The organism is Amycolatopsis sp. NPDC033938 (assembly GCF_055575975.1).
In genome coordinates, this window is the sequence record NZ_JBVIRO010000006.1 from 103,622 (window position 1) to 122,662 (window position 19,041).

The following is a 19,041-nucleotide window of genomic DNA, read 5'->3' on the forward strand; positions in this document are numbered from 1 at the left end:
GGACGCCATCGCCGGACCCCGACCCAGCACGAGGAAAGCAGCTTGTACGACCTGGGAGACGGCTTCGCGACGTGGTCGAGTACAAAACCTGATCCGGCGACTCTTCCACGACGGCGAGGGTCGCGGGAAGCTGCAGTGGCTTCACTATGGCAGGAACAAGCTGTGGTTTCGATGCGGCTTTGACGGTTCCTGCCACCGCGCCAGAGCGTGAAGACGATCAGCGGCAGGACTGTCCACTTTAAGGAGAGTTGAGCGATGGGATCTACTGCGCTGTTGATGATTGACATGCAGAACTCGTACGTCGCAGACGATGGCGTCCGGGACGCGTTGGGCTGGCCGCCGATCTGGCGGTTGGAGGAGACGGTCACGGCGTGCGTAGATCTGCTGGCAGCGGCCCGGGCCCAGGGGCTGCAGGTGATCTACTCCCGGTCGACCATCGGTGCTGCCGGGACACTCGGAGTAAGTCCCCGTATGGCTCGGTTGTCGGCTCACCGCTCCCACCTCATTCCAGAGGTGGGAGCGGCCGAGCAGGAGTGGAAGCGGCAAATCATGGACGCTGTCGCGCCTCAGCGGGATGACGTCGTACTGGACAAGACCCGGGCCAGCTTCTTCGACTACACCGAACTTGATCCGCTGCTTCACAACCTCGGCGTCCAGCGACTCGTTGTTGCGGGCTTGCAGACGAACGTGTGCGTCGAAGCCACGGCCCGAGCCGCGCTGGCCCGCAACTTCGAGGTCGCCGTGCCCAGTGACGCAGTGTCAACCGACGGCCCCGCTTTGCACGAGGGCGCGCTCAACTCCCTGCGCGTCCTCTATACCGAGGTTGCCCCGTGGCGGGAGATCCTCGCGCCCGATGCGGCCTGGGATCGTGCGTTCACCACTCCGAACTACGGCCGCGATCCGGCCTACTGGGCGGAGACCACCGCCACCGCGTGAGCGCGTTCTTCAACAGCCCGCACTGCGGCATGAGCAGACGATGCGGTCAGGCGTCATCGCCCATCACGTCCAGGAGTAGATCACCTGGCACTGTCAGCAGTCGTCGAAGAAGCCTTCGGTCGAGCTCGATCGCGTGTTCTGTCGCATCCGACGCCGCCAAGCAGAACCAGTCGGCCATATACCCCTGATTCGTCAACTGCCACAGCGTGTCAGCCTTTGGCTCGAGCCGGTCGAGAAGCCAGTGAAGATGATCGGCAAGTTCGCCACCCGGCGGCAAATCCGACGACAGCAGCCACAGCGACACCCGACGGATGGCTCCAGAACGGCGCCCTACTCGATCACCGACCTCGAACGCATGGGATGGCTCCAGACCAAGTAGTCGAGTCACGGACGAAGCGCTACCGCCATGATCACCTGAGAGCCGAAACGTCGCACCTGTCCGCACCGGCGCATCATCGCGCAGCACACGCCGCACCGCGAGGCATATACCCGCGGGCCGAGCACCTCCTCGCGGCATGAGCGGACGGTTCCCACGCGGTCGCGACGTTTTCGTCACTGCCGGCACCAGGGCGCGTGGTGGTCCTGCAAGGAGTCACGCCACTGACACACGCGCGACGGGCGGCAGAAGAACGTTTCGAGCCGGGGCTGCCGGCACTCGCTCTCGTCAACCGGTAGCCACCACATCCGACCAGCTGCCCGCGTCCATCAGCGCCAGCAGTTCCTTCGCCAGCTTTCTGGCGTGGCTGCCGTCGGACCAGTCCCGGCGACGTCACGCAAGACCCCTGTCGCGTCACGGACCTGCCGCTCGACTGCGTCCAACAGGTCGACACGAAGCCCATCAGCGCCTTGGTAGACGGCGTAACCGGGGTGAGCTGCGCACGATCTTGTGTTCTCGGCCCCAGAGACGTTGTGTCACAACAATGTTCAGCCTGCCGGTTTCGTCGTCGAGGTTGAGGTAGGTGATGCCGCCCGCGGTGGCGGGGCGTTGCCCGCGTCTTCGCGGCCAGTCGCCTTGGGCTCGTCGGCGTGGTCCTGATCAGTATCCCGCCGCTTGAGGTCCTGCCGAACGGTGCCCCGAAGTTCCCCATGAAGGAAGTCAAGCAAACTCCCGCTCCTCTTCATTTGGAATGGCGCATCAAGAAGTAGGCGACCGGGTCACGTACTCCTGAACAGCCGGTCCAGGTGCACGTCGATCGCGGCGAGTGCGTCCTGGGGCTCGATCACGCCGAGTTCGATCAGGGGGGTGAAGCCGGTGAGGGCGAGGAGCAGGTTGGTCTCGGTCGCCGGATCGCGGCCGGAGTCGATGTGCCCGTCGGCGATCGCCTGGCGGACCAGCTGCTCGACGAGGGCCCGCCCTTGGCTGAGGCCGCGGCGGGCCTGCTCGTGCACGGCCTCGTCGTGCAGCGCCTCCAGGACGTAGGCGGTGCTCATCCGGCTGGTCGCGCGGGCGTCGGCATGCAAAGGGAGCATTTCCGCGATCGTCAGTCGCAGTACGTCACGGGGGTGCGGACGGTCACCGAGCTTTTCGAGTCCCTGCTGTACGCGCACCGAGGTCTGCTGGGACGCGAAATCCATGGCGAAGGTGAGCATGTCGGTCCGGGAAGCGAAGTAGTGCTGCAGCTGCCCGAGTGACATGCCCGCCTCCTGCGCCACCACGCGCATCGTCAGCTGAGTGACGCCGCGCTGCTCAACCACCCGCCACAGTGCGCGGGCGATCGCTTCGCGGCGGCCCCGGTGATCCACCTGCTTCGGCATCGCCGGCTCCTCCCTGATACCCGGGTCTGTTCCAATACAGTTGACATAATACACCTGACCCATAATCCTGACGGCAGTCGAGGGAGGGAATCGTCCTTGTCCGAACAGCCAAAGGTACGAACCACGGAAGGCGTGGTGCAGGGGCTCTGGCGGCAGGGGCACGCGGTGTTCCGCGGCATCCCCTACGCCCAGCCCCCGGTCGGAGCGCTCCGCTTCGCCGCGCCCGCACCGCCGCACCGTTGGGAAGGGACGAGGCAGGCGGTCGAGTTCGGCCCCGTGGTGCCGCTGTCCCTGCCGATCGACGTGCCCCCGCAGGGCACCGACTGGCTGACACTCAACGTCGGCACTCCGGATCCCGGCGCGGCGGGACTGCCGGTGTTGGTGTGGATCCCCGTGGGTGGCTACCTTTCGGCGGCGTCGAGCGATCCGATGTACGACCCGGCAGCGCTGGCCGAGGCGGGAGTCGTCGTGGTGACCATCAACTGCCGCGTGGGCGTGGAGGGATTCGCGTTCCTCGACGACGTGCCGCCCAACCGCGGATTCCTCGACCAGATCGCGGCGCTGGAGTGGGTGCAGCGCAACATCGCCGCCTTCGGAGGCGACCCCGGCCGGGTCACCGTGGGCGGGGTGTCCGCCGGGGCGGGATCGGTCGCCGCGCTGCTGACGATGAAGTCCGCGCGCGGGCTGTTCCGGCGGGCCATCGCCCATTCGGTGCCGGGGCTGCACAGCACCCCCGCACTGGCACGGCAGGTCACCGCGACGTTCGCGCACCGGCTCGGCGCGGCGGCCCCCACCGCCGAGGCCCTGCGCGACATCGACCCATGGCGCCTGGCCGCCGAGCTCACCTCGTTCAACGCCGGCCTCCACACGCACCGGGAGAACTGGGGACGCCTCACGGAGACCGGCACCGCGCTGTGCCCCGTCGTCGACGGCGAGGTCCTCCCGGAAACACCCTGGCCCGCGCTGACCGGCACGCGTGTGAGCGGGATCGAACTGCTCGTCGGCCACACCCGGGACGAATTCCGGTACTTCAGCGTCGTAAGCGGACGGTACGGCACCTTCACCGAGCAGGACGCCAACGCAGCCCTGGAATTGCATGCCCCGCAGCCGGACGGCACGCGGGCCTACCGTGCCGCCTTCCCGCAGGCAGGCCCGGAGGAACTGGTGGAGACGGTCTACTCCGACGCCCTCTTCCGCATGCCCTCACAGAAGCTGGCCGAGGCGAACACCGTGGCCGGCGGCACCTCGTACCTGTTCGAACTGTGCTGGGCTGCCCCGGCCCTCGGCGGCATCCTGGGCGCCTGCCACAGTCTCGACGTCCCCCTGGCGTTCGGCACCCTGGACAGCCCCGTCGGCACCCAGCTCATCGGCGAGAACCCCACTCCCGAGGCCATCGCGCTCTCCCGCGAATTCCAGGAGGCATGGATCCGTTTCGTCACCACCGGCGACGCGGGCTGGTCCGCCCACCGCCCCGGCGGGCATCTCACCCGCGTCCTGGACATCGAGTCGAAAACTCTGCCCTACCCCGAACAGGCATCCCGCCAGATCTGGGAAGGCCACTTCCCCGCCCCCTTCGATTTCCCGTAATCGTCCGGGCGGCTCCAACGACTGCGACGTCTCCGCCGGACACCGACGCCTGGCTGATTTCGGCAAGTCGAATCGGCCCGGCTTCGGCATTCTGAAGTGGCCGACGGCCGAGTTGCGAGACGATGGAGGACCGCCCGCCTGAAACCGATGATCACCGCGCGCTACCGGTTAGCGGGGCACGCGGTCGCCGATGACCGCATCACCGCGGCCGCGGAGGACCGTTCGGTACACCCGTGGCGTCATCCCGGTCCAGCGGCGGAACGCATGTGTGAAGGCCGAGGTGTCGGCGTATCCCAGGCGCTTGGCGACCTGTTCGACACTCAGCAGGCCCGTGGCGAGCAGTTCAGCGGCGACCGAAGCCCGGACCTGATCGGACAGTTCCCGAAACGACGTGTCTTCCGCCGCCAATCGCCTGCGCAGTGTCCGGCTCGTGGTGAGCAGCGCTTGGGCGACCTGTTCGAGGCCCAGTATTCCGCTGGCGCTGCGCAGCCGGTCGAGTACTTGACCGGAAACCGTGTTCCGGCTGCGCCGCTGGGCGATCAACGCCTGGCAGTCGCGTTCGGCGAGCCACAGCATGTCAGCGCTCGCCTGCGGCAGCGGCCGGTCGAGCACCGCATCGGCGATCACCAGCCGGGTCTCCCGTGCGTCGTAGACAGCCGGGAAACCCCATCCGCGCAGCCGCGGCCTGCCGGTGGGTGCGGGGAAGGCGAACTCGACCCGGTCAGCCGCAATCCGTCTGCCGGTCAGGTCATTGGCCACCGTGGTGGCAGTGCCGACATCGCGCTCGACCAGGAATCTGCGCGCGTCCGCCGGTATGGCGCTGCCGTCGAAAAAGATCATGGTGCTGCCGTCGGAGCGTTCGGTACTGACTCGGCTGAACACGTAGGTCAACGCGGCGTAGCGCTGGGCGAAGTCGAAGGCCGCGCGCAGCGTCGGGCAGCTGAGCATGGCCAGTCCGGCGACTCCGTACGCGGTGGCGTGCAACGCGAGCCCGCTACGCAGGCCGAGCTGCGGTCGATCGCCGAGCTCCATCGCCACATTGCGCGCGATCGCCAGCTCCTGCCAGGCCGAGATCTCGCCGTCTCGGTCCGGCGGACCGTCGTCCAGTCCGGCATCGGCGAGACAGTCCCGCACGCTGAGTCCTCCGGCCACGCCGGTCGCGATCAGTTGCCGCGCGGCGACCGCCGACCGAGGAATGTCCCACTGCCCCATGGGGCGCACCGTACGGACCGTGTCCGGAACTCACAAGATTCCGGCCGTAACTCACCTGGGCAACCGCGGGGGCTTTTCTTAGGTTCGTCTGCACGACTTCACCGTGGCCGGTGACTCAAATGCGCAAGGAGGCGCTAGTGACTGGATCGGTTCGACGCCTAGTTTGTTGTCTCGCAGGAATATTGGTGATGCTGACCGTATTGCCGGCGACTGCGGACGCCGCCACGGTGGAGGCGGAGAGTTACCAAGGGCCTGCGTTGCGGACGCCGCAGACGATCCTCCAAGCGGCGCTGTCGTGCTCGGACGATCTGGCCGATGCGAACAAGACACCCATCCTGCTGACGCCCGGCACATTCGAGACACCCCGGCAGGTCTACAGCTGGGGCTATCAGAAAGTGTTGCGCAGCCAGGGACACCCGGTGTGCACGGTGACGCTGCCCGGCGGCGGCGTACAGGACATGCAGATCACCGTGGAGTACGTGGTCAACGCGATCCGGTACATGCACGCCACCAGCGGCCGCAAGATCTCGATCATCGGGCACAGCCAGGGTGGGCTGCTCAACGCCTGGGCACTGCGGTTCTGGCCGGACCTGTCCGGCGCCGTCGATGACGCGATCTCGCTCGGCTCGCCCTACCAGGGCTCACAGGTGCTCAACAAACTCATCTGTGTGTTCGGCGTATGCCCGCCCGTCGCCTGGCAGGGCAGGGTCGGCTCCGCTTGGTCGGCCGCGGTCACCCGTGCGCCGATCGCCCCAGGACCATCGGTTACCTCGATCGGATCCATCACCGACGAACTCGTCCAGCCCGCACCCGCCAGCACCAAGCTGCCTGGCGCCACCAACCTGTTGATCCAGGATCTCTGCCCGGGCCGCATCGTCGGACATCTCGGTGAGGTTGCCGACGCCGCCGGCTTCGCATTGGTCGACGACGCCCTCACACACGCGGGTCCGGCCAGCCTTGACCGCGCCGGCTCGACAAGCTGCTCGCGACTGTTCTTCGACGGCATCGACTCCGACGCCCTGTCCCGGCTCCTGCCCGTGGTGCGGACGATCATCGACGACCTGCTCGCGGCCCCCTTCGTATTCGCCGAACCCGCACTACGCGGCTACGCGACAGCCTGACAACATTTTCAGGTCCGGAGCGCACGCGGCATTCGTGCTGAGCGGCCGATCATGGTCGGGTGCTGTGGGTCCGGGTCAGTACATGGCCTCGATCGTCTGGGCGTAGTGGGTGGCGATCGGCGCGCGCTTGAGCTTGCCGGTCGGGGTCAGGAGTGCGCTGCCCGGTTGCCAGACCTCGGGCAGGACGGTGAACTTCTTGATCTGCTCGACCCGGGACAGGGTGGCGTTGGCGGCGTCCACCCCGGCTTGAACGGCCGCCACCAGCCGCGGGCTCTCGGCCAGCGTCGCGAGGTCGGCCGGCAGTTCATGCCGGTCGGCAAAGATCGACGCGGCGTCGGGATCGAGACAGATCAGCATCGTGTTGTACGGGCGCTGTTCGCCGATGACCGCGACCGTGCTCACCAGCGGGCAGTTCGCGAGAACGGCGTTCTCGATGTTCGTCGGTGACATGTTCTTGCCCGCCGCGTTGATGATGAGCTCTTTCTTGCGGTCGACGATCCTCAGATAGCCGTCGGAATCGAACTCGCCGACGTCGCCGGTGTGCAGCCAGCCGTCGGCGTCGATGGCCTCGGCGGTCCTGGCCGGGTCCTTGCGGTAACCGCGCATGACCATCGGGCCGCGCGCGAGAACCTCGCCGTCGTCGGCCAGGGTGATCCGAGCGCCGGGCACCGGAAGGCCGACGGTGCCGATTTTGATGCGGTGCAGCGGGTTCACCGTGACCGCCGCGGTGCATTCGGACATTCCCCAGCCCTCGGACAGCGGGATGCCGAGGCCGAGGATGAACTCGTGCACCTCGCGCGGGATGGGCGCGGCACCGCTGACCGCGGCGACGATCTGGTCCAGGCCGAGTCGCTGCCGGACCCGCGCCAGTACCAGCCGGTCGGCCACCGCGTACCGCAGCCGGGCCAGCGGATGCTGCTCGCGGGCGTCGGACTGGGCCCGTGCACGGGCCCGTCCGGTGCCGATCGCCCATTCGGCGAGCCTGCGCTTGACCGGGTCCTGCTGGGCGAGGGCGGTTTGCAGTCCGGACTTGATCTTGACCCAGACGCGCGGCACGCCGAGGAAGTAGGTGGGCCGGACCTGAGTGAGTGCGTCCAGCACCCTCTTGGGGTCGGCGACGGTGGTGATCTGCCCGCCGTACAGCAACTGGGCGTAATGGCTGAACCAGCGGTTGGCCGCGTGCGCGTCCGGCAGGTAGGAGATCATCCGGTGGGGTTGATCGCGGACGCCGAAGTCGACGAGGATCCGTGCGTTCTCAAGGAAGTTTGCGTGGGTGAGTTCGACGCCCTTGGGCGGTCCGGTGGTCCCGGAGGTGTAGACGAGGGTGAGCAGGTCGTGCGGCTGGACCGCACGCCAGGCCGCCTCGAAGTCGAACTCCGGGGCCGGCGCGGCTTCCAGTTGCTCCAGCGACAACGTGTCCCCGTCGACACACACGACGTGTTCGACCTTGCCGCCCTGCTGGACGGCCTCGCGGATGACGGGCAGGAACTGCCGCTCGCAGATCACGACGCGGTTGTCGGCGTTGTCGAACTGGTAGGCCAGCGCCTGCGCCGGATTCGTGTTGTAGACCGAGAACGGCGTCGCGCCCAAATGCAGCGTGGCGGTGTCACACAGGTGGAACTCGGGCCGGTTGGTCAGCATCAACGCGACGGTGTCGCCCCGGCCGATACCCAGGCCCGCCAGCCCGGCGGCGATGGAGCGCACCCGGTCCCGATACTGCCGCCAGGTGATCGCCACATCGCCGCCGAGATCGCGCAGAGCGACCGCGTCCGGGTCCAGCGCCGCGACCGTCTGGAATGCCTCACACAGGGTTCGGGGGGTTGATACCGCACGAGGCATCGCGGGGCTCCTTTGGTGAATGAGGGTGGGGAGCGGGACGTCAGTTGCCGCGAGCGCGCTCCTCGTAGGCCCGGCGCTGCTCGGGGTCGACGTCGTCGGTGAACAGGTGGTCGCCGCCGAGCAGCCGCGCGGCGGCCTCCGAGACACGGCGGGGCAGGAACTTCTGCGACCCGAGCAGCGCCCCGGTCTGCCAGGTCACCCGCACGACCGCACGCGGCTTGCCGATCAGCCGGACGATGGCCGCGGCGATCTCCGCCGGCTCGGCCGCCCGGAACCCGGAGATCCCCTTGGTGCCCGCGGTGAGCTCGGTGTTGACGAACGAGGGCAGCACCAGGGAGAAGTCGACGCCGTTGCCGCGGTTCTCGACCCGGACCGCGTCGGTGAACCCGATGACGGCGTACTTGCTGCCGCAGTAGGTGGCCACCCCGGGTGCGTACGTCTCACCGGCCAGGGACGCGATGTTGATGACATGCCCGCTGCGCCGAGGGAGCATGCGCTCGAGTGCGAGCTTGGTCCCGAGGATCACGCCGTAGACGTTGATGTCCAGGATGCGCCTGGTCACCTCGTCGGACTCTTCGGCCACCAAGCCGACCGGCATGATTCCGGCGTTGTTGATCAGCACGTCGACCGGTCCGATGCGGTTCTCGACGTCGCGGAGGAACGCCTCGAACGACTCCCGTCCGGTGACGTCCAGCTTCCCGGCGACCTCGAACCCGGTCTGCTCGCCCGCTGCCTTCGCGGCGTTCTCGTTGACGTCACCGATGGCGACGCGGGCACCGAGGCGGTGCAGCGCCGTAGCGGTCGCGAGACCGATACCGCGTGCACCGCCGGTGACGACGACGACCTTGCCGCGGACCGTCGCGGTCTTGTCCCTGCTCACGCCGACGCCCACTGGTCGAACAGCCCTGGCAGCTTCTCCAGCTCCCACGGACCGTCGGTCTCCACCAGGTCCTTGGACGTCCAGCCCTGCAGCAGCGAGATCGCGCCCCCCTGCACGGCCAGCACCTTGCCGGTGAGCGGGCAGTCCGCGCCGGCCAGGTACGCCACGATCGGGGCGATGTTGGCCGGGGAGAAGGCGTCGAACTCGCCCTCGGGCACCTCTTCGGCGAAGATCGCGCCCATACCCGGGGTGGCCAGGGTGAGCCGGGTACGCGCGACCGGCGCGATGGCGTTGACCCGCACCCCGTAGCGCTCCAGCTCCAGTGCCGCGACCTCGGTGAGGGCCGCGATGCCTGCCTTGGCCGCGCCATAGTTGGCCTGGCCCGCGTTGGGCATGAAGGTGCCCGACGCCGAAGCGGTGTTGATCACCGATGCGGAGACCGGCTTGCCCGCCTTGGTCTGCTCCTTCCAGTACGCCGACGCGTGGTGCAGCACGGCGAAGTGGCCCTTCAGGTGGACAGCGATGACCGAGTCCCACTGGGTCTCGTCCATCCCGGCGACGAACGCGTCGCGCAGGATGCCCGCGTTGTTCACCACGACGTCCAGCCCGCCGAACTCCGCGACCGCCTGGTCGATGAGCGCCTTCGCGCCGTCCCAGGTGGCGACGTTGCCGGTGTTGGCCGCGGCCCGGCCACCGGCGGCGACGATCTCGTCGGCCACCTCCTGGGCCGGACCGGCGTCCGAACCGCTGCCGTCGTTGCCGCCGCCGAGGTCGTTGACCACGACCGCGGCACCCTCCTTGGCGAACAGCAGGGCATGCTCGCGGCCGATGCCGCGGCCCGCTCCGGTGATGACGGCGACCCGTCCATCCAGCATGCCCATGTCAGGCCACCAGCTTCCCGAGGTTGTCCAGCGAGGCGGTGAGCTCCTTGGTGGTGGCCCGCTCGATGGCGCCACCGATCGCGCCGACCATCATCTGGCTGATGAACTCCGCGTCGATCTTGGCCACGGAGGCGTCCGCGCCGTTGGCCTCGACGGAGAGGGTGAAGGTGATCTTCGCGCCGGCCATGCCGTTGCCGGAGAAGCGGGTGGTGTTCGGCGCGTCGAACTCTTCGACGGTGAAGGTGATCGTGTTGGCCATGCCCATGATGGTCAGGACCTCGGCCATCGTGGCACCCTTGGCCAGCTCGGTGGGCGGCTCTTCCTTCCACTTGGTGTGCACCGTCAGCCACTCCTCGAAGCGCTTCGGGTCGGAGATGACCGCCCACAGCTTTTCCTGCGAGACGCCGAACTCCTTCGAAACGTGTGCCTCGGCCATGTTCATTTCTCCTTGGTGTCGTGGTTTTCAGCGGTTGGCGGGCCGGTAGGCGGTGACGAACGACGCCCCGCCGAGGCCGATGTTGTGCGCGAGCGCGATCCGCGCGCCCTCGACCTGACGGCCCTCGGCCTCGCCGCGGAGCTGCCAGGTCATTTCGGCGCACTGGGCCAGGCCGGTGGCACCGAGCGGGTGTCCCTTGGAGATCAGCCCGCCAGATGGGTTGACGACCCAGCGGCCGCCGTAGGTGGTGTCGCCGTTGTCGACGAGCTTGTGCCCCTCGCCCACCGGTGCGAGGCCGAGCGCCTCGTAGGTGAGCAGCTCGTTGGGGGCGAAGCAGTCGTGCAGCTCGATCACGTCGATGTCTTCAGCGCCGATCCCGGCCTGGGCGTACACCTTCTCGGCGGCGGCGGCGGTCATGTCGACGCCGACGAGGGCACGGGCCGTCTTGGCCTCGAACGTCGAGGGCAGGTCGGTGACCACGGCCTGCCCGACGATCTCGACCGCGCGGTCGCCCAGCCCGTGCTCCTCGACGAACCGCTCACTGGCCAGCACGGCCGCGGCCGAGCCGTCCGAGGTGGGCGAGCACATCAGCCGGGTCATGCCCAGCGGCTCGTACACCATCTTCGCGCTGCGGATCTCGTCCAGCGTGTACACGTCCTGGAACTGCGCGTACGGGTTGTCGGCCGAGTGCCGGTGGTTCTTCTCGGCGATCTTGGCATAGTGCTCGGGGGTGGAGCCGTAGACGTCCATGTGCTCCGCACCCGCCGCGCCGAACATCCACGGCGCCACCGGCATCGCGAACTCGCGCAACTGGGCCAGCGCCTCGAGATGGCGCATCAGCGGCTGTTCCCGGTCGGACCAGCCGGATTCCAGCGAGCCGGACTGCATCTTCTCGAAGCCGATGGCCAGCGCGCAGTCGGCTTCGCCGCTGCGCACGCCCCGGGCCGCGAGGTACAGCGCGGTGGAACCGGTGGAGCAGTTGTTGTTCACGTTGACGATCGGGATGCCGGTCAGGCCCAGCTCGTAGACGGCGCGCTGACCGCTGGTGGAGTCGCCGTAGCAGTAGCCCGCCGCGGCCTCCTGGACCTTGGCGTAGTCGATACCGGCGTCCTCGAGAGCCTTGGTGCCGGCCTCTTTGGCCATGGCCGGATAGTCCCAGCCCTCCCGGCGACCCGGCTTCTCGAACTTCGTCATGCCGACGCCGACCACGAAAACCTTGTTGCTCATGAGAAACGCTCCTCTGCTGGTTTACGCGAACTCGGCGCGGCCGTCGGTGATCAGGAACTTGCCGGGGTTCTCGTCACCGGCCGTCTCGAACGCGTAGGCGCCGTCGCCTGCCGACCACACGCTGGTGGTGATGGTTTCCTTCGGCAGGCCCGGCTTGGTCAGCCGCACCGCGAGCCGCTTGAGCCGCGTCGGGTCGTCCGGGCTGATCTCGGTGATCAGCGCGTGCGAGATGAACGCGATGGTGCACAGGCCGTGGATGATGATCCCGGGCAGGCCCATCTGCCGGGCGAACTCGTCGTCGGTGTGGATCGGCATCGGGTCACCGGCCGGCTCGGCGTAGCGGAAGGTCTGGTCCTCGTCGAACCGCTGCTCCGCGACGAAGTCCGGCTCGCGCTCGCGCAGTTCGGCGGGGAAGGCGTGCTCCGGCGCGGGGACGCCGACGCTGCCCTCGAACTCGCCACCGCGGAAGAAGCCGATGAAGTACTGCTCGTTCACCAGGTCGCCGTGGGTGCTGCTGCGGGTCTCGATCAGCGTGGTGACCACGACGCCGGATTCCTTGCCCTGGATGCCGACCGGCTTGGCCCGCACCACCAGCGTCTCGCCCGGCACGATCGGCCGGTGCAGCCGGAAGTCCTGCTCGCCGTGCAGGATGCGCAGCATCAGCTCGTCGGGCACCACGGACATGGTGGCGTCGGCCATCATGACCATCGCCGGCACGATCGCGAACACCGGCGGCGCGTAGGTGCCGTCCAGGTGCTGAGCGATGGGGTCGTTGGTGGCCTTCGCATACGCGATGGTGCGCTCGGCCTCGACCACGAACTCCTGCTCCTCACCCCACACGTCGAGGCGGTCGAGGTGGTAACCCTCGTTGTCGGCCACGGTGACCTCCTGCGCTTCATCGGACATGCAGTGAAGGTATGAACCGCACCGGTCGCCTGACGATGGCCGAATCACTCGCGCTCTTGGCCGAACCGCTCACGTCTGCGGTCGCTGAAGCCGCGGACCGGGGACTAACCTCCATTCCATGCACGACGTGTCGGTGACGACCGGCCATACCGTCCCGATTCAGCGCGTACAACAGATCGTCGCGCTGGCCATGCGGCGCGGCTGGGATGTCAACGCCCTGCTTGCCGCCGCCGGGATCTCGCCAGACCTGCTCGCCGAGGGCCGCTCCCGAGTCACCGCCGCGCAGCTGGGCTCCGTGATCAAGGGGCTGTGGCGCGCCACCGACGACGATCTGCTCGGCTTCGGGCTCGCGCCGGTGCCGCGCGGCGCCGGGCACCTGCTCGGGCACACCATGATCACCGCACCGGATCTCGGCGGGATGCTGCGGCGAGGCCAGGCGTTCCGTCGGGCGGTCCCGGGGTTCCCGCCGCTGGTGGTGACGGTCGACGGTGACCTGGCAAGGTTCACCTGCGACATCCGGGCCGTCGAAGATCCCATTCCGCTGCTGATCGACACCATGCTCGCGATCGCCCACCGGTTCATCGGCTGGGCGATCGGTGAGCGCCTGCCGCTGCACCGCGTCGAGGTGCCCTACCGACGGCAGCCGGATATCGACGACTACGACCTGATTTTCGGCGCGCCTGCGATGTTCGGCGCGGTGCGACCGGGCCTGGTTTTCGACGCCAAATGGCTCGCGGCGCCGATCATGCGCGGCTCCGACGAGCTCGACGAGTACCTGCGTGACTCGGCGACCCGCATCCTCACCGATGCCGGATGCAGCACCACGCTCACCGAGCAGGTCCGCGCGCGGATGGCCCGCGACCTCGGCGGTGAGCCGGCCCGCGTCGAGGAGATCGCCACCGAGCTGGCGATGAGCCCGCAGACGCTGCGCCGACGACTCCGCGAGGAGGGAACTTCCGCGCGGGAGATCCGCGAGGAGGTCCTGCGCGACGCCGCCATCGCCGGCCTGGTCCGCGGGCAGGAGACGGTGCAGGCCCTCTCACGACGGCTCGGGTTCTCCGAGCCCAGCACCTTCTCCCGGGCCTTCCGGCGCTGGACCGGCAGCCCGCCCGGCGCATACCAACACCAGAACACCTGAGCGTTTCGGCCAATCATCTGGTCGGCACGGCCATGGGATGCCCATCCACCCGCTCCTACCGTCGTAGCCGTGGAAACAACCGGGATCGACGTGCGATCACCCGTCGACGACAGACTGCTCGCGTCGGTCGGCAACGCCGACGCGGCGACAGTGGCGCGCATCGTCGCGAACCTGCGTGCGGCGCAACCGGAGTGGGAAGCCCTCGGGGTCGCCGAGCGCTCTCACTGGCTTTACCGCTACCGCGACTGGCTGCTCGACCACGCCGACGACCTGGCCCGGCTGCTGCAGGAGGAGACGGGCAAAGCGTGGCCGGAGTCCCGCGCCGAACCCGCCTACCCGGTCCACGTGATCAACTACTACACCAAGCACGCCGCCCGCTTCCTCGCGGCCGAACGCCCCCGCCCGGCGTCGGTACTGGTCGCGAACAAGCGGCAGGAACGGTTGCTGCGCCCCTACCCGGTGGTCGGGGTGATCTCACCGTGGAACTTCCCGCTCGCGCTGGCCATGATGGACGCGCTGCCCGCGCTGATCGCGGGCGCAGCCGTGGCGATCAAGCCGTCGGAGTTCACCCCGCTGGCCACCCAGGCCGCCGTGGCCGGGTGGCGCGAGATCGGCGCCCCGGACATCTTCGCCTGCGTGACCGGGGCGGGAGAGACCGGCGCGGCGTTGGTCGATGAGGTCGACTTCGTCCAGTTCACCGGCTCCGAGCGCACCGGCCGCCGCATCGCCGAGCGCGCCGGGGCGCGGCTGATCCCGTGCGGCCTGGAACTCGGCGGCAAGGACGCGATGATCGTGCTGGCCGACGCCGACATCGAGCGAGCGGCCCGGGGAGCGGTGTTCGGTGCGCTGTACAACGCCGGCCAGACTTGCGTGTCGGTCGAGCGGGTCTATGTGGTCGCCGAGGTCCATGACCGGTTCGTCAACGCCGTTGTCGCCGAGGTCGGGCGGTTGCGCCACGGCCCGGTCACCCCCGGCTACGGCATCGACGTCGGCGCCATGTCGGTCGCGCAGCAGACGGAGATCGTCGCCGAGCATGTCGCCGACGCCCGCGAGCGCGGCGCTCGCGTGCTGATCGGTGGGTCGCGGCGGGGCGGGCACTACTACGAACCGACCGTCCTCGTGGACGTCGACCACTCGATGACCTGCATGCGAGCGGAGACCTTCGGGCCGCTGCTGCCGATCATGAAGGCCAAGGACGCCGATGAGGCGATCCGGTTGGCCAACGACTCGCCCTACGGGCTGTCGGCGAGCATCTGGACCCGTGACCGGGCCTTGGCCCGCCGCCAGGCGCGGCGGCTCGAAGTGGGCGCGGTGAACGTCAACGACGTCATCGTCAACCTGCTCGCGCTGCCCCTGCCGCACGGCGGCTGGAAGGCCTCCGGGCTCGGCGCCCGCAACGGTGGACCGGACGGCATCCGCAAGTACTGCCGCAGCCAGGCAGTGCTGTCCGACCGGTTCGCCCTGCCCCTTACCCCGCATTGGTTCCCCTACAAGCGCGGCAACGCGGAACTGTTCGCCAGATTCATGCGCGCCGCCGGAACTCGTGACATGCGGAGGCGATGGCGAGCGATGACCGGCCGCTGACATCCGAACGAGAAACCAAGAGCGCACCGATCACCGCGGGCCCGGGGGCCGCGAGGTGGAGCGGAAGTGGATCTGGCTGTCGAAGCCGCAGTTCTTCGTCGGCTACGGCTATCCGAGTTTCAGCACCCGACCCGGCCGGGTCGGCTGATTTGTTGGTGAGGAGTGATGATGGTGGCGGCCGACGATCTGGCGGGATTCATGAATGCCGTGATCGAACATGGCGTCGCGCCGATGTACTCGTTGGGAATTCGAGTTGTCGACTTGCGGCCAGGGCACGTGATCGGTGCGGCTCCGCTGACGGGAAACGTCAACCACCTCGGCACGATGTACGCCGGAACCCTGTTCGGTTTGGCCGAGATGCTGGGCGGCGCGTTGTTCGTCGCAAGCTTCGATATCGAGCGGTTCTACCCGACGGTGAAGGACGTTCGGATCCGTTACCGACGTCCGGCCACCACCGATGTGCGGGCCGAAGCATCCCTCGATGCGGACACGATCGCCCGGCTGCGGCGCGAGGCGGATCACCACGGCAAGGCCGAGTTCGTGCTCGACGCGACGATCACCGATAGCGCCGGCGAGGTTGTCGCCAGCACTCAGGGGACCTACCAGGTCCGGGCGAACGCCACGGGAACGATCACATCGTGACCGCGCCGGAGTCGGCGAAATCGCCCACGTCCGACTTTCGGGCCTACACGCCGGTGCGATGGCAGGCCTACCTTGAGTGTGGTCTAGACCTCTCAGGAGAGGACTTCCGCGATGAGAATTTCCCGCTCCACCGTCAAAATCGCGATACTGACCGCCGTACTCGGCACGGTCTCGGTGTTCACCGCCGTCCCCGCCCTCGCGCACGGCTCGATGAGCAATCCGATCAGCCGGATCATGCAATGTTTCCAGGAAGGTCCGGAGAACCCGCGCTCCGCCGCCTGCAAGGCCGCCATCGCGGTGGGCGACAGCTGGCCGATCTACGACTGGGACGAGGTCAACATCGCAGACGCCGGCGGCCGCAGTCGCGAGATCATCCCGGACGGCAAGCTGTGCAGCGCCGGCCGGAGCAAGTACAAGGGTCTCGACCTGGCCCGCAACGACTGGCCGGCGACCACGATGCCGGGCAGCGGCCCGTACACCTTCAAGTATCAGCGGACAGCCGCGCACCCGGGCACCTTCGAGCTGTACGTCACCAAGCCGGGCTACGACCTGACGAAGCCGCTCAAGTGGTCCGACCTGGAAGACACCCCGTTCTACAAACAGGACAACCCGCCGGTCGCAGGCAACGCCTACCAGCTCCGGGCGAACCTGCCCGGCGGACGCACCGGCAGGCACCTGATCTACTCGATCTGGCAACGTCACTGGCCCGACTCCGGCGAGGCCTTCTACACCTGCTCGGACGTCATCTTCACCTGACCTCCACGACCCGGTCGGCCCCGGCGGCGGCAGTTCCCACGGCGTCCGCCTGCCGGGCCGGCCTGACCGTCCGGCGAACACTCATCGCGAGTACGACGGTGGGCGCGCGGTCGGTTTGTCACTTCAAGATCCGGACCAGCGTTGGTGATCTACCGCGCCGCCGACGATGAGAGCCGGTCGGCATTGGACCGGTTGTCCAGGACGAGCCGGGAATAAACCCGCGGTGGCCGCAGGTTGAGGCCGCCGTTGGCCGCTCCTACCCTGGAAGAGGCAAGTCCATGATGTCCTCGCCGACCACCATGCGCGCCGTCCGGCTCTCCGCCCCCGGCCCTGTGGACAACCTTCGGCTGACCACGCTCCCGCTCCCGCCCGAGCGGGACGGCTGGGTGCGCATCCGCGTCGAGGCGTTCGGGCTCAACCGCTCGGAACTCAAGCTCCGGCTGGGACTGGGCGAAGGGGTCAGCTTTCCCAGGGTGCCGGGTATCGAGGCCGCCGGCACCGTCGACGCGGCCCCAGAGGGCAGCGGGCTGGCTCTCGGGCAGCGGGTCGTGGCGATGATGGGCAACATGGGGCGCACCTACGACGGCGGCTATGCCGAGTACACCTCGGTGCCGCTGTCGCAGGTCATCCCCGTCGACACCGACCTGCCTTGGGAGATACTGGGCGCCCTGCCGGAGATGGTCCAGACCGCCTACGGCTCGCTCACCGTCGGCCTGGACCTCAAGCCCGGTCAGACCGTGCTCATCCGCGGCGGAACCTCCTCGGTAGGCCTGGCCGCCGCCGCGCTGGCCGCGTGGCGCGGCGTCACGGTCCTGTCCACCACCCGGCGGCCCGAACGCCTCGCACTGCTGAAGGAGCACGGCGTCCACCATCCCCTGCTCGACACCGGCGAGGTCGCGCCGGCCGTGCGCGAGCTGTACCCAGAGGGGGTCGACGCCGCCCTTGATCTCGTCGGCACGCCGACCCTGCCCGACACTCTGCGCGCGGTGCGTGTGCACGGCACGGGCTGCTTCGGCGGCAGCCTGTCCAACCAGTGGACGGTGCGGGAGTTCTCCCCGAACGAGTACCTGCCGAAGGGTGTGCGCCTGTCGGGCTACTTCGGTGACGCCACCGACCTGCCTCGCGAGGCGCTCCAGGAGATCCTCGACGCGATCGCGGCCGGCGAGCTGGCGTTCCCCGTGGATCGCGTCTACGACGGCCTCGAGCAAGTGCCGCAGGCCCATGACGACATGGAACACGATCGGGCCACCGGCAAGCTCGTCGTCCGCGTCCGGCACTGAGGCCTGGAATCGACCCATCGCCCGAACCGGAGCACTAGGCCGTGTCCTGCAAGTCTGTTCGATGGGCTTCGTGATCCAGGTGGTTCCTGACGGTGCGGGCGGATCGGCCTCGTACCGGGTCGTACTCGGCCGCATCCACCCGTGCCGTCAGGGGCCGCCTGGGCGCGGAGACCGCGAACATGACTTGCAGGACACGGCCTAGGCCAGTTCGTTGACCGTTTTGCCGTCCCCGTCCAGGATTTTGATGGTCGGCCGGTCGTTCTCGTCGACCTGGAGCACGATCCGCGGCCGTCCCTGGGAATCGCACAACGCCAGCTGCGCGCCGAAGTTGGTGTGGCAGCCGAAGAGCGCGCGTGGCGTGGCACGGACGCCGGGTCCCGCATCGGGATCCGGAATGCCGTTGATGGTCAGGCCCGCGCCACCCACGCTGTCCTTCGCGGACAGGCTGAGATTGATCCCGTCCACCGCGTGCGGATAGTCGAAGGCGATGTGGCCGCCGTTGGGGTGGACGAGCAGGCCACCCTTTTCGTCGCCGGTCTCGTCGTTGAAGATCAGATAGGAGCCGTTCTCCGGTCCGGAGCGCCGCTCGGGCGGGTAGGTCTGGCCGTCGATGATCAGCGGCGGCTTACGACTGTCGAGCAGGAACCGCTGCCGCCCTCGCTTGTCCACCACGGTGAACGAAGGGCTCACCTGATGCTTGCCGTCCACTGTGGAGTCCACAGTGGACTCCGCCGCGGCCGCGGTGCCCCCTGCCAGTAACGCGCCGCCGGCGGTCGCCGCCATCCCGAAGGCCGCCCGTCGCCCAACTTCTCCTGTCATCGCCCAGTCTCCTCAAGTCGGTTTCCGGACGCTAGCAAAGAT

Annotated in this window: 18 protein-coding genes; 8 read left to right on the forward strand and 10 right to left on the reverse strand. The window is 68.4% G+C overall.

Annotation, left to right across the window (positions count from 1 at the left end; all coding sequences use genetic code 11):
• The first annotated feature begins 255 nt into the window (after positions 1 to 255).
• Positions 256 to 936 (forward strand): cysteine hydrolase family protein, encoded by a 681-nt coding sequence (locus tag ACZ5ZX_RS18445; protein WP_465503199.1) that lies wholly within the window; start codon positions 256 to 258, stop codon positions 934 to 936.
• Between the two features lie 46 nt (positions 937 to 982).
• On the opposite strand, the gene ACZ5ZX_RS18450 is transcribed toward ACZ5ZX_RS18445, so the two are convergent.
• Entirely contained in the window at positions 983 to 1,402 is a 420-nt protein-coding gene (locus ACZ5ZX_RS18450; protein WP_465503200.1) for a DUF4279 domain-containing protein, read from the reverse strand.
• A 689-nt stretch (positions 1,403 to 2,091) separates the two neighbouring features.
• Positions 2,092 to 2,691: a TetR/AcrR family transcriptional regulator gene (locus ACZ5ZX_RS18455; RefSeq protein WP_465503201.1), complete on the reverse strand. Its 600-nt coding sequence runs from the start codon at positions 2,689 to 2,691 to the stop codon at positions 2,092 to 2,094.
• Between the two features lie 96 nt (positions 2,692 to 2,787).
• Here ACZ5ZX_RS18455 and ACZ5ZX_RS18460 point away from each other — a divergent pair, with 96 nt between their 5' ends.
• Positions 2,788 to 4,278, forward strand: coding sequence for a carboxylesterase/lipase family protein (locus tag ACZ5ZX_RS18460; protein WP_465503202.1), 1,491 nt, complete (start codon positions 2,788 to 2,790; stop codon positions 4,276 to 4,278).
• A gap of 168 nt (positions 4,279 to 4,446) precedes the next feature.
• Here the strand turns inward: ACZ5ZX_RS18460 and ACZ5ZX_RS18465 are convergent, their stop codons facing one another.
• Complete coding sequence (locus ACZ5ZX_RS18465; RefSeq protein ID WP_465503203.1) at positions 4,447 to 5,490, reverse strand: AraC family transcriptional regulator; 1,044 nt, start codon at positions 5,488 to 5,490, stop codon at positions 4,447 to 4,449.
• Between the two features lie 188 nt (positions 5,491 to 5,678).
• On the opposite strand from ACZ5ZX_RS18465, the gene ACZ5ZX_RS18470 reads away from it, so the two are divergent.
• Positions 5,679 to 6,611 carry an esterase/lipase family protein gene (locus tag ACZ5ZX_RS18470; protein WP_465503204.1) on the forward strand — a complete coding sequence of 311 codons (933 nt, stop codon included), beginning with the start codon at positions 5,679 to 5,681 and terminating at the stop codon, positions 6,609 to 6,611.
• A 75-nt stretch (positions 6,612 to 6,686) separates the two neighbouring features.
• On the opposite strand, the gene ACZ5ZX_RS18475 is transcribed toward ACZ5ZX_RS18470, so the two are convergent.
• The 6 genes from ACZ5ZX_RS18475 to ACZ5ZX_RS18500 are packed head-to-tail and all read right to left on the reverse strand — an operon-like array spanning position 6,687 to position 12,780.
• Positions 6,687 to 8,450, reverse strand: a complete 1,764-nt coding sequence (locus ACZ5ZX_RS18475) for an AMP-dependent synthetase/ligase (protein ID WP_465503205.1) — start codon at positions 8,448 to 8,450, stop codon at positions 6,687 to 6,689.
• 40 nt (positions 8,451 to 8,490) lie between these two features.
• Positions 8,491 to 9,330 (reverse strand): SDR family oxidoreductase, encoded by an 840-nt coding sequence (locus ACZ5ZX_RS18480; RefSeq protein WP_465503206.1) that lies wholly within the window; start codon positions 9,328 to 9,330, stop codon positions 8,491 to 8,493.
• Entirely contained in the window at positions 9,327 to 10,211 is an 885-nt protein-coding gene (locus ACZ5ZX_RS18485) for an SDR family oxidoreductase (protein ID WP_465503207.1), read from the reverse strand. Before ACZ5ZX_RS18485 ends, ACZ5ZX_RS18480 begins: the two co-directional genes overlap by 4 nt.
• A 1-nt stretch (position 10,212) precedes the next feature.
• Positions 10,213 to 10,647 carry a type II toxin-antitoxin system Rv0910 family toxin gene (locus ACZ5ZX_RS18490; protein ID WP_465503208.1) on the reverse strand — a complete coding sequence of 145 codons (435 nt, stop codon included), beginning with the start codon at positions 10,645 to 10,647 and terminating at the stop codon, positions 10,213 to 10,215.
• A 27-nt stretch (positions 10,648 to 10,674) separates the two neighbouring features.
• Positions 10,675 to 11,874 carry a lipid-transfer protein gene (locus tag ACZ5ZX_RS18495; protein WP_465503209.1) on the reverse strand — a complete coding sequence of 400 codons (1,200 nt, stop codon included), beginning with the start codon at positions 11,872 to 11,874 and terminating at the stop codon, positions 10,675 to 10,677.
• 21 nt (positions 11,875 to 11,895) lie between these two features.
• Positions 11,896 to 12,780: a MaoC/PaaZ C-terminal domain-containing protein gene (locus tag ACZ5ZX_RS18500; RefSeq protein ID WP_465503210.1), complete on the reverse strand. Its 885-nt coding sequence runs from the start codon at positions 12,778 to 12,780 to the stop codon at positions 11,896 to 11,898.
• 118 nt (positions 12,781 to 12,898) lie between these two features.
• Here ACZ5ZX_RS18500 and ACZ5ZX_RS18505 point away from each other — a divergent pair, with 118 nt between their 5' ends.
• The 5 genes from ACZ5ZX_RS18505 to ACZ5ZX_RS18525 all read left to right on the forward strand — a co-directional run bounded on the left by ACZ5ZX_RS18505 (position 12,899) and on the right by ACZ5ZX_RS18525 (position 18,180).
• Positions 12,899 to 13,918 (forward strand): AraC family transcriptional regulator, encoded by a 1,020-nt coding sequence (locus ACZ5ZX_RS18505; RefSeq protein WP_465503211.1) that lies wholly within the window; start codon positions 12,899 to 12,901, stop codon positions 13,916 to 13,918.
• A 69-nt stretch (positions 13,919 to 13,987) separates the two neighbouring features.
• Positions 13,988 to 15,502 carry an aldehyde dehydrogenase family protein gene (locus ACZ5ZX_RS18510; RefSeq protein ID WP_465503212.1) on the forward strand — a complete coding sequence of 505 codons (1,515 nt, stop codon included), beginning with the start codon at positions 13,988 to 13,990 and terminating at the stop codon, positions 15,500 to 15,502.
• Positions 15,503 to 15,667: 165 nt separating this feature from the next.
• Positions 15,668 to 16,144 carry a YiiD C-terminal domain-containing protein gene (locus tag ACZ5ZX_RS18515; RefSeq protein WP_465503213.1) on the forward strand — a complete coding sequence of 159 codons (477 nt, stop codon included), beginning with the start codon at positions 15,668 to 15,670 and terminating at the stop codon, positions 16,142 to 16,144.
• 111 nt (positions 16,145 to 16,255) lie between these two features.
• The gene (locus tag ACZ5ZX_RS18520) at positions 16,256 to 16,900 is read left to right on the forward strand and encodes a lytic polysaccharide monooxygenase auxiliary activity family 9 protein (RefSeq protein WP_465503214.1); all 645 of its coding nucleotides are present in this window, start codon (positions 16,256 to 16,258) and stop codon (positions 16,898 to 16,900) included.
• A gap of 278 nt (positions 16,901 to 17,178) precedes the next feature.
• Complete coding sequence (locus ACZ5ZX_RS18525; protein WP_465503215.1) at positions 17,179 to 18,180, forward strand: zinc-binding dehydrogenase; 1,002 nt, start codon at positions 17,179 to 17,181, stop codon at positions 18,178 to 18,180.
• 198 nt (positions 18,181 to 18,378) lie between these two features.
• Here ACZ5ZX_RS18525 and ACZ5ZX_RS18530 read toward each other — a convergent pair whose 3' ends face one another.
• Positions 18,379 to 18,999 carry a hypothetical protein gene (locus tag ACZ5ZX_RS18530; RefSeq protein ID WP_465503216.1) on the reverse strand — a complete coding sequence of 207 codons (621 nt, stop codon included), beginning with the start codon at positions 18,997 to 18,999 and terminating at the stop codon, positions 18,379 to 18,381.
• Positions 19,000 to 19,041: the final 42 nt, after the last annotated feature.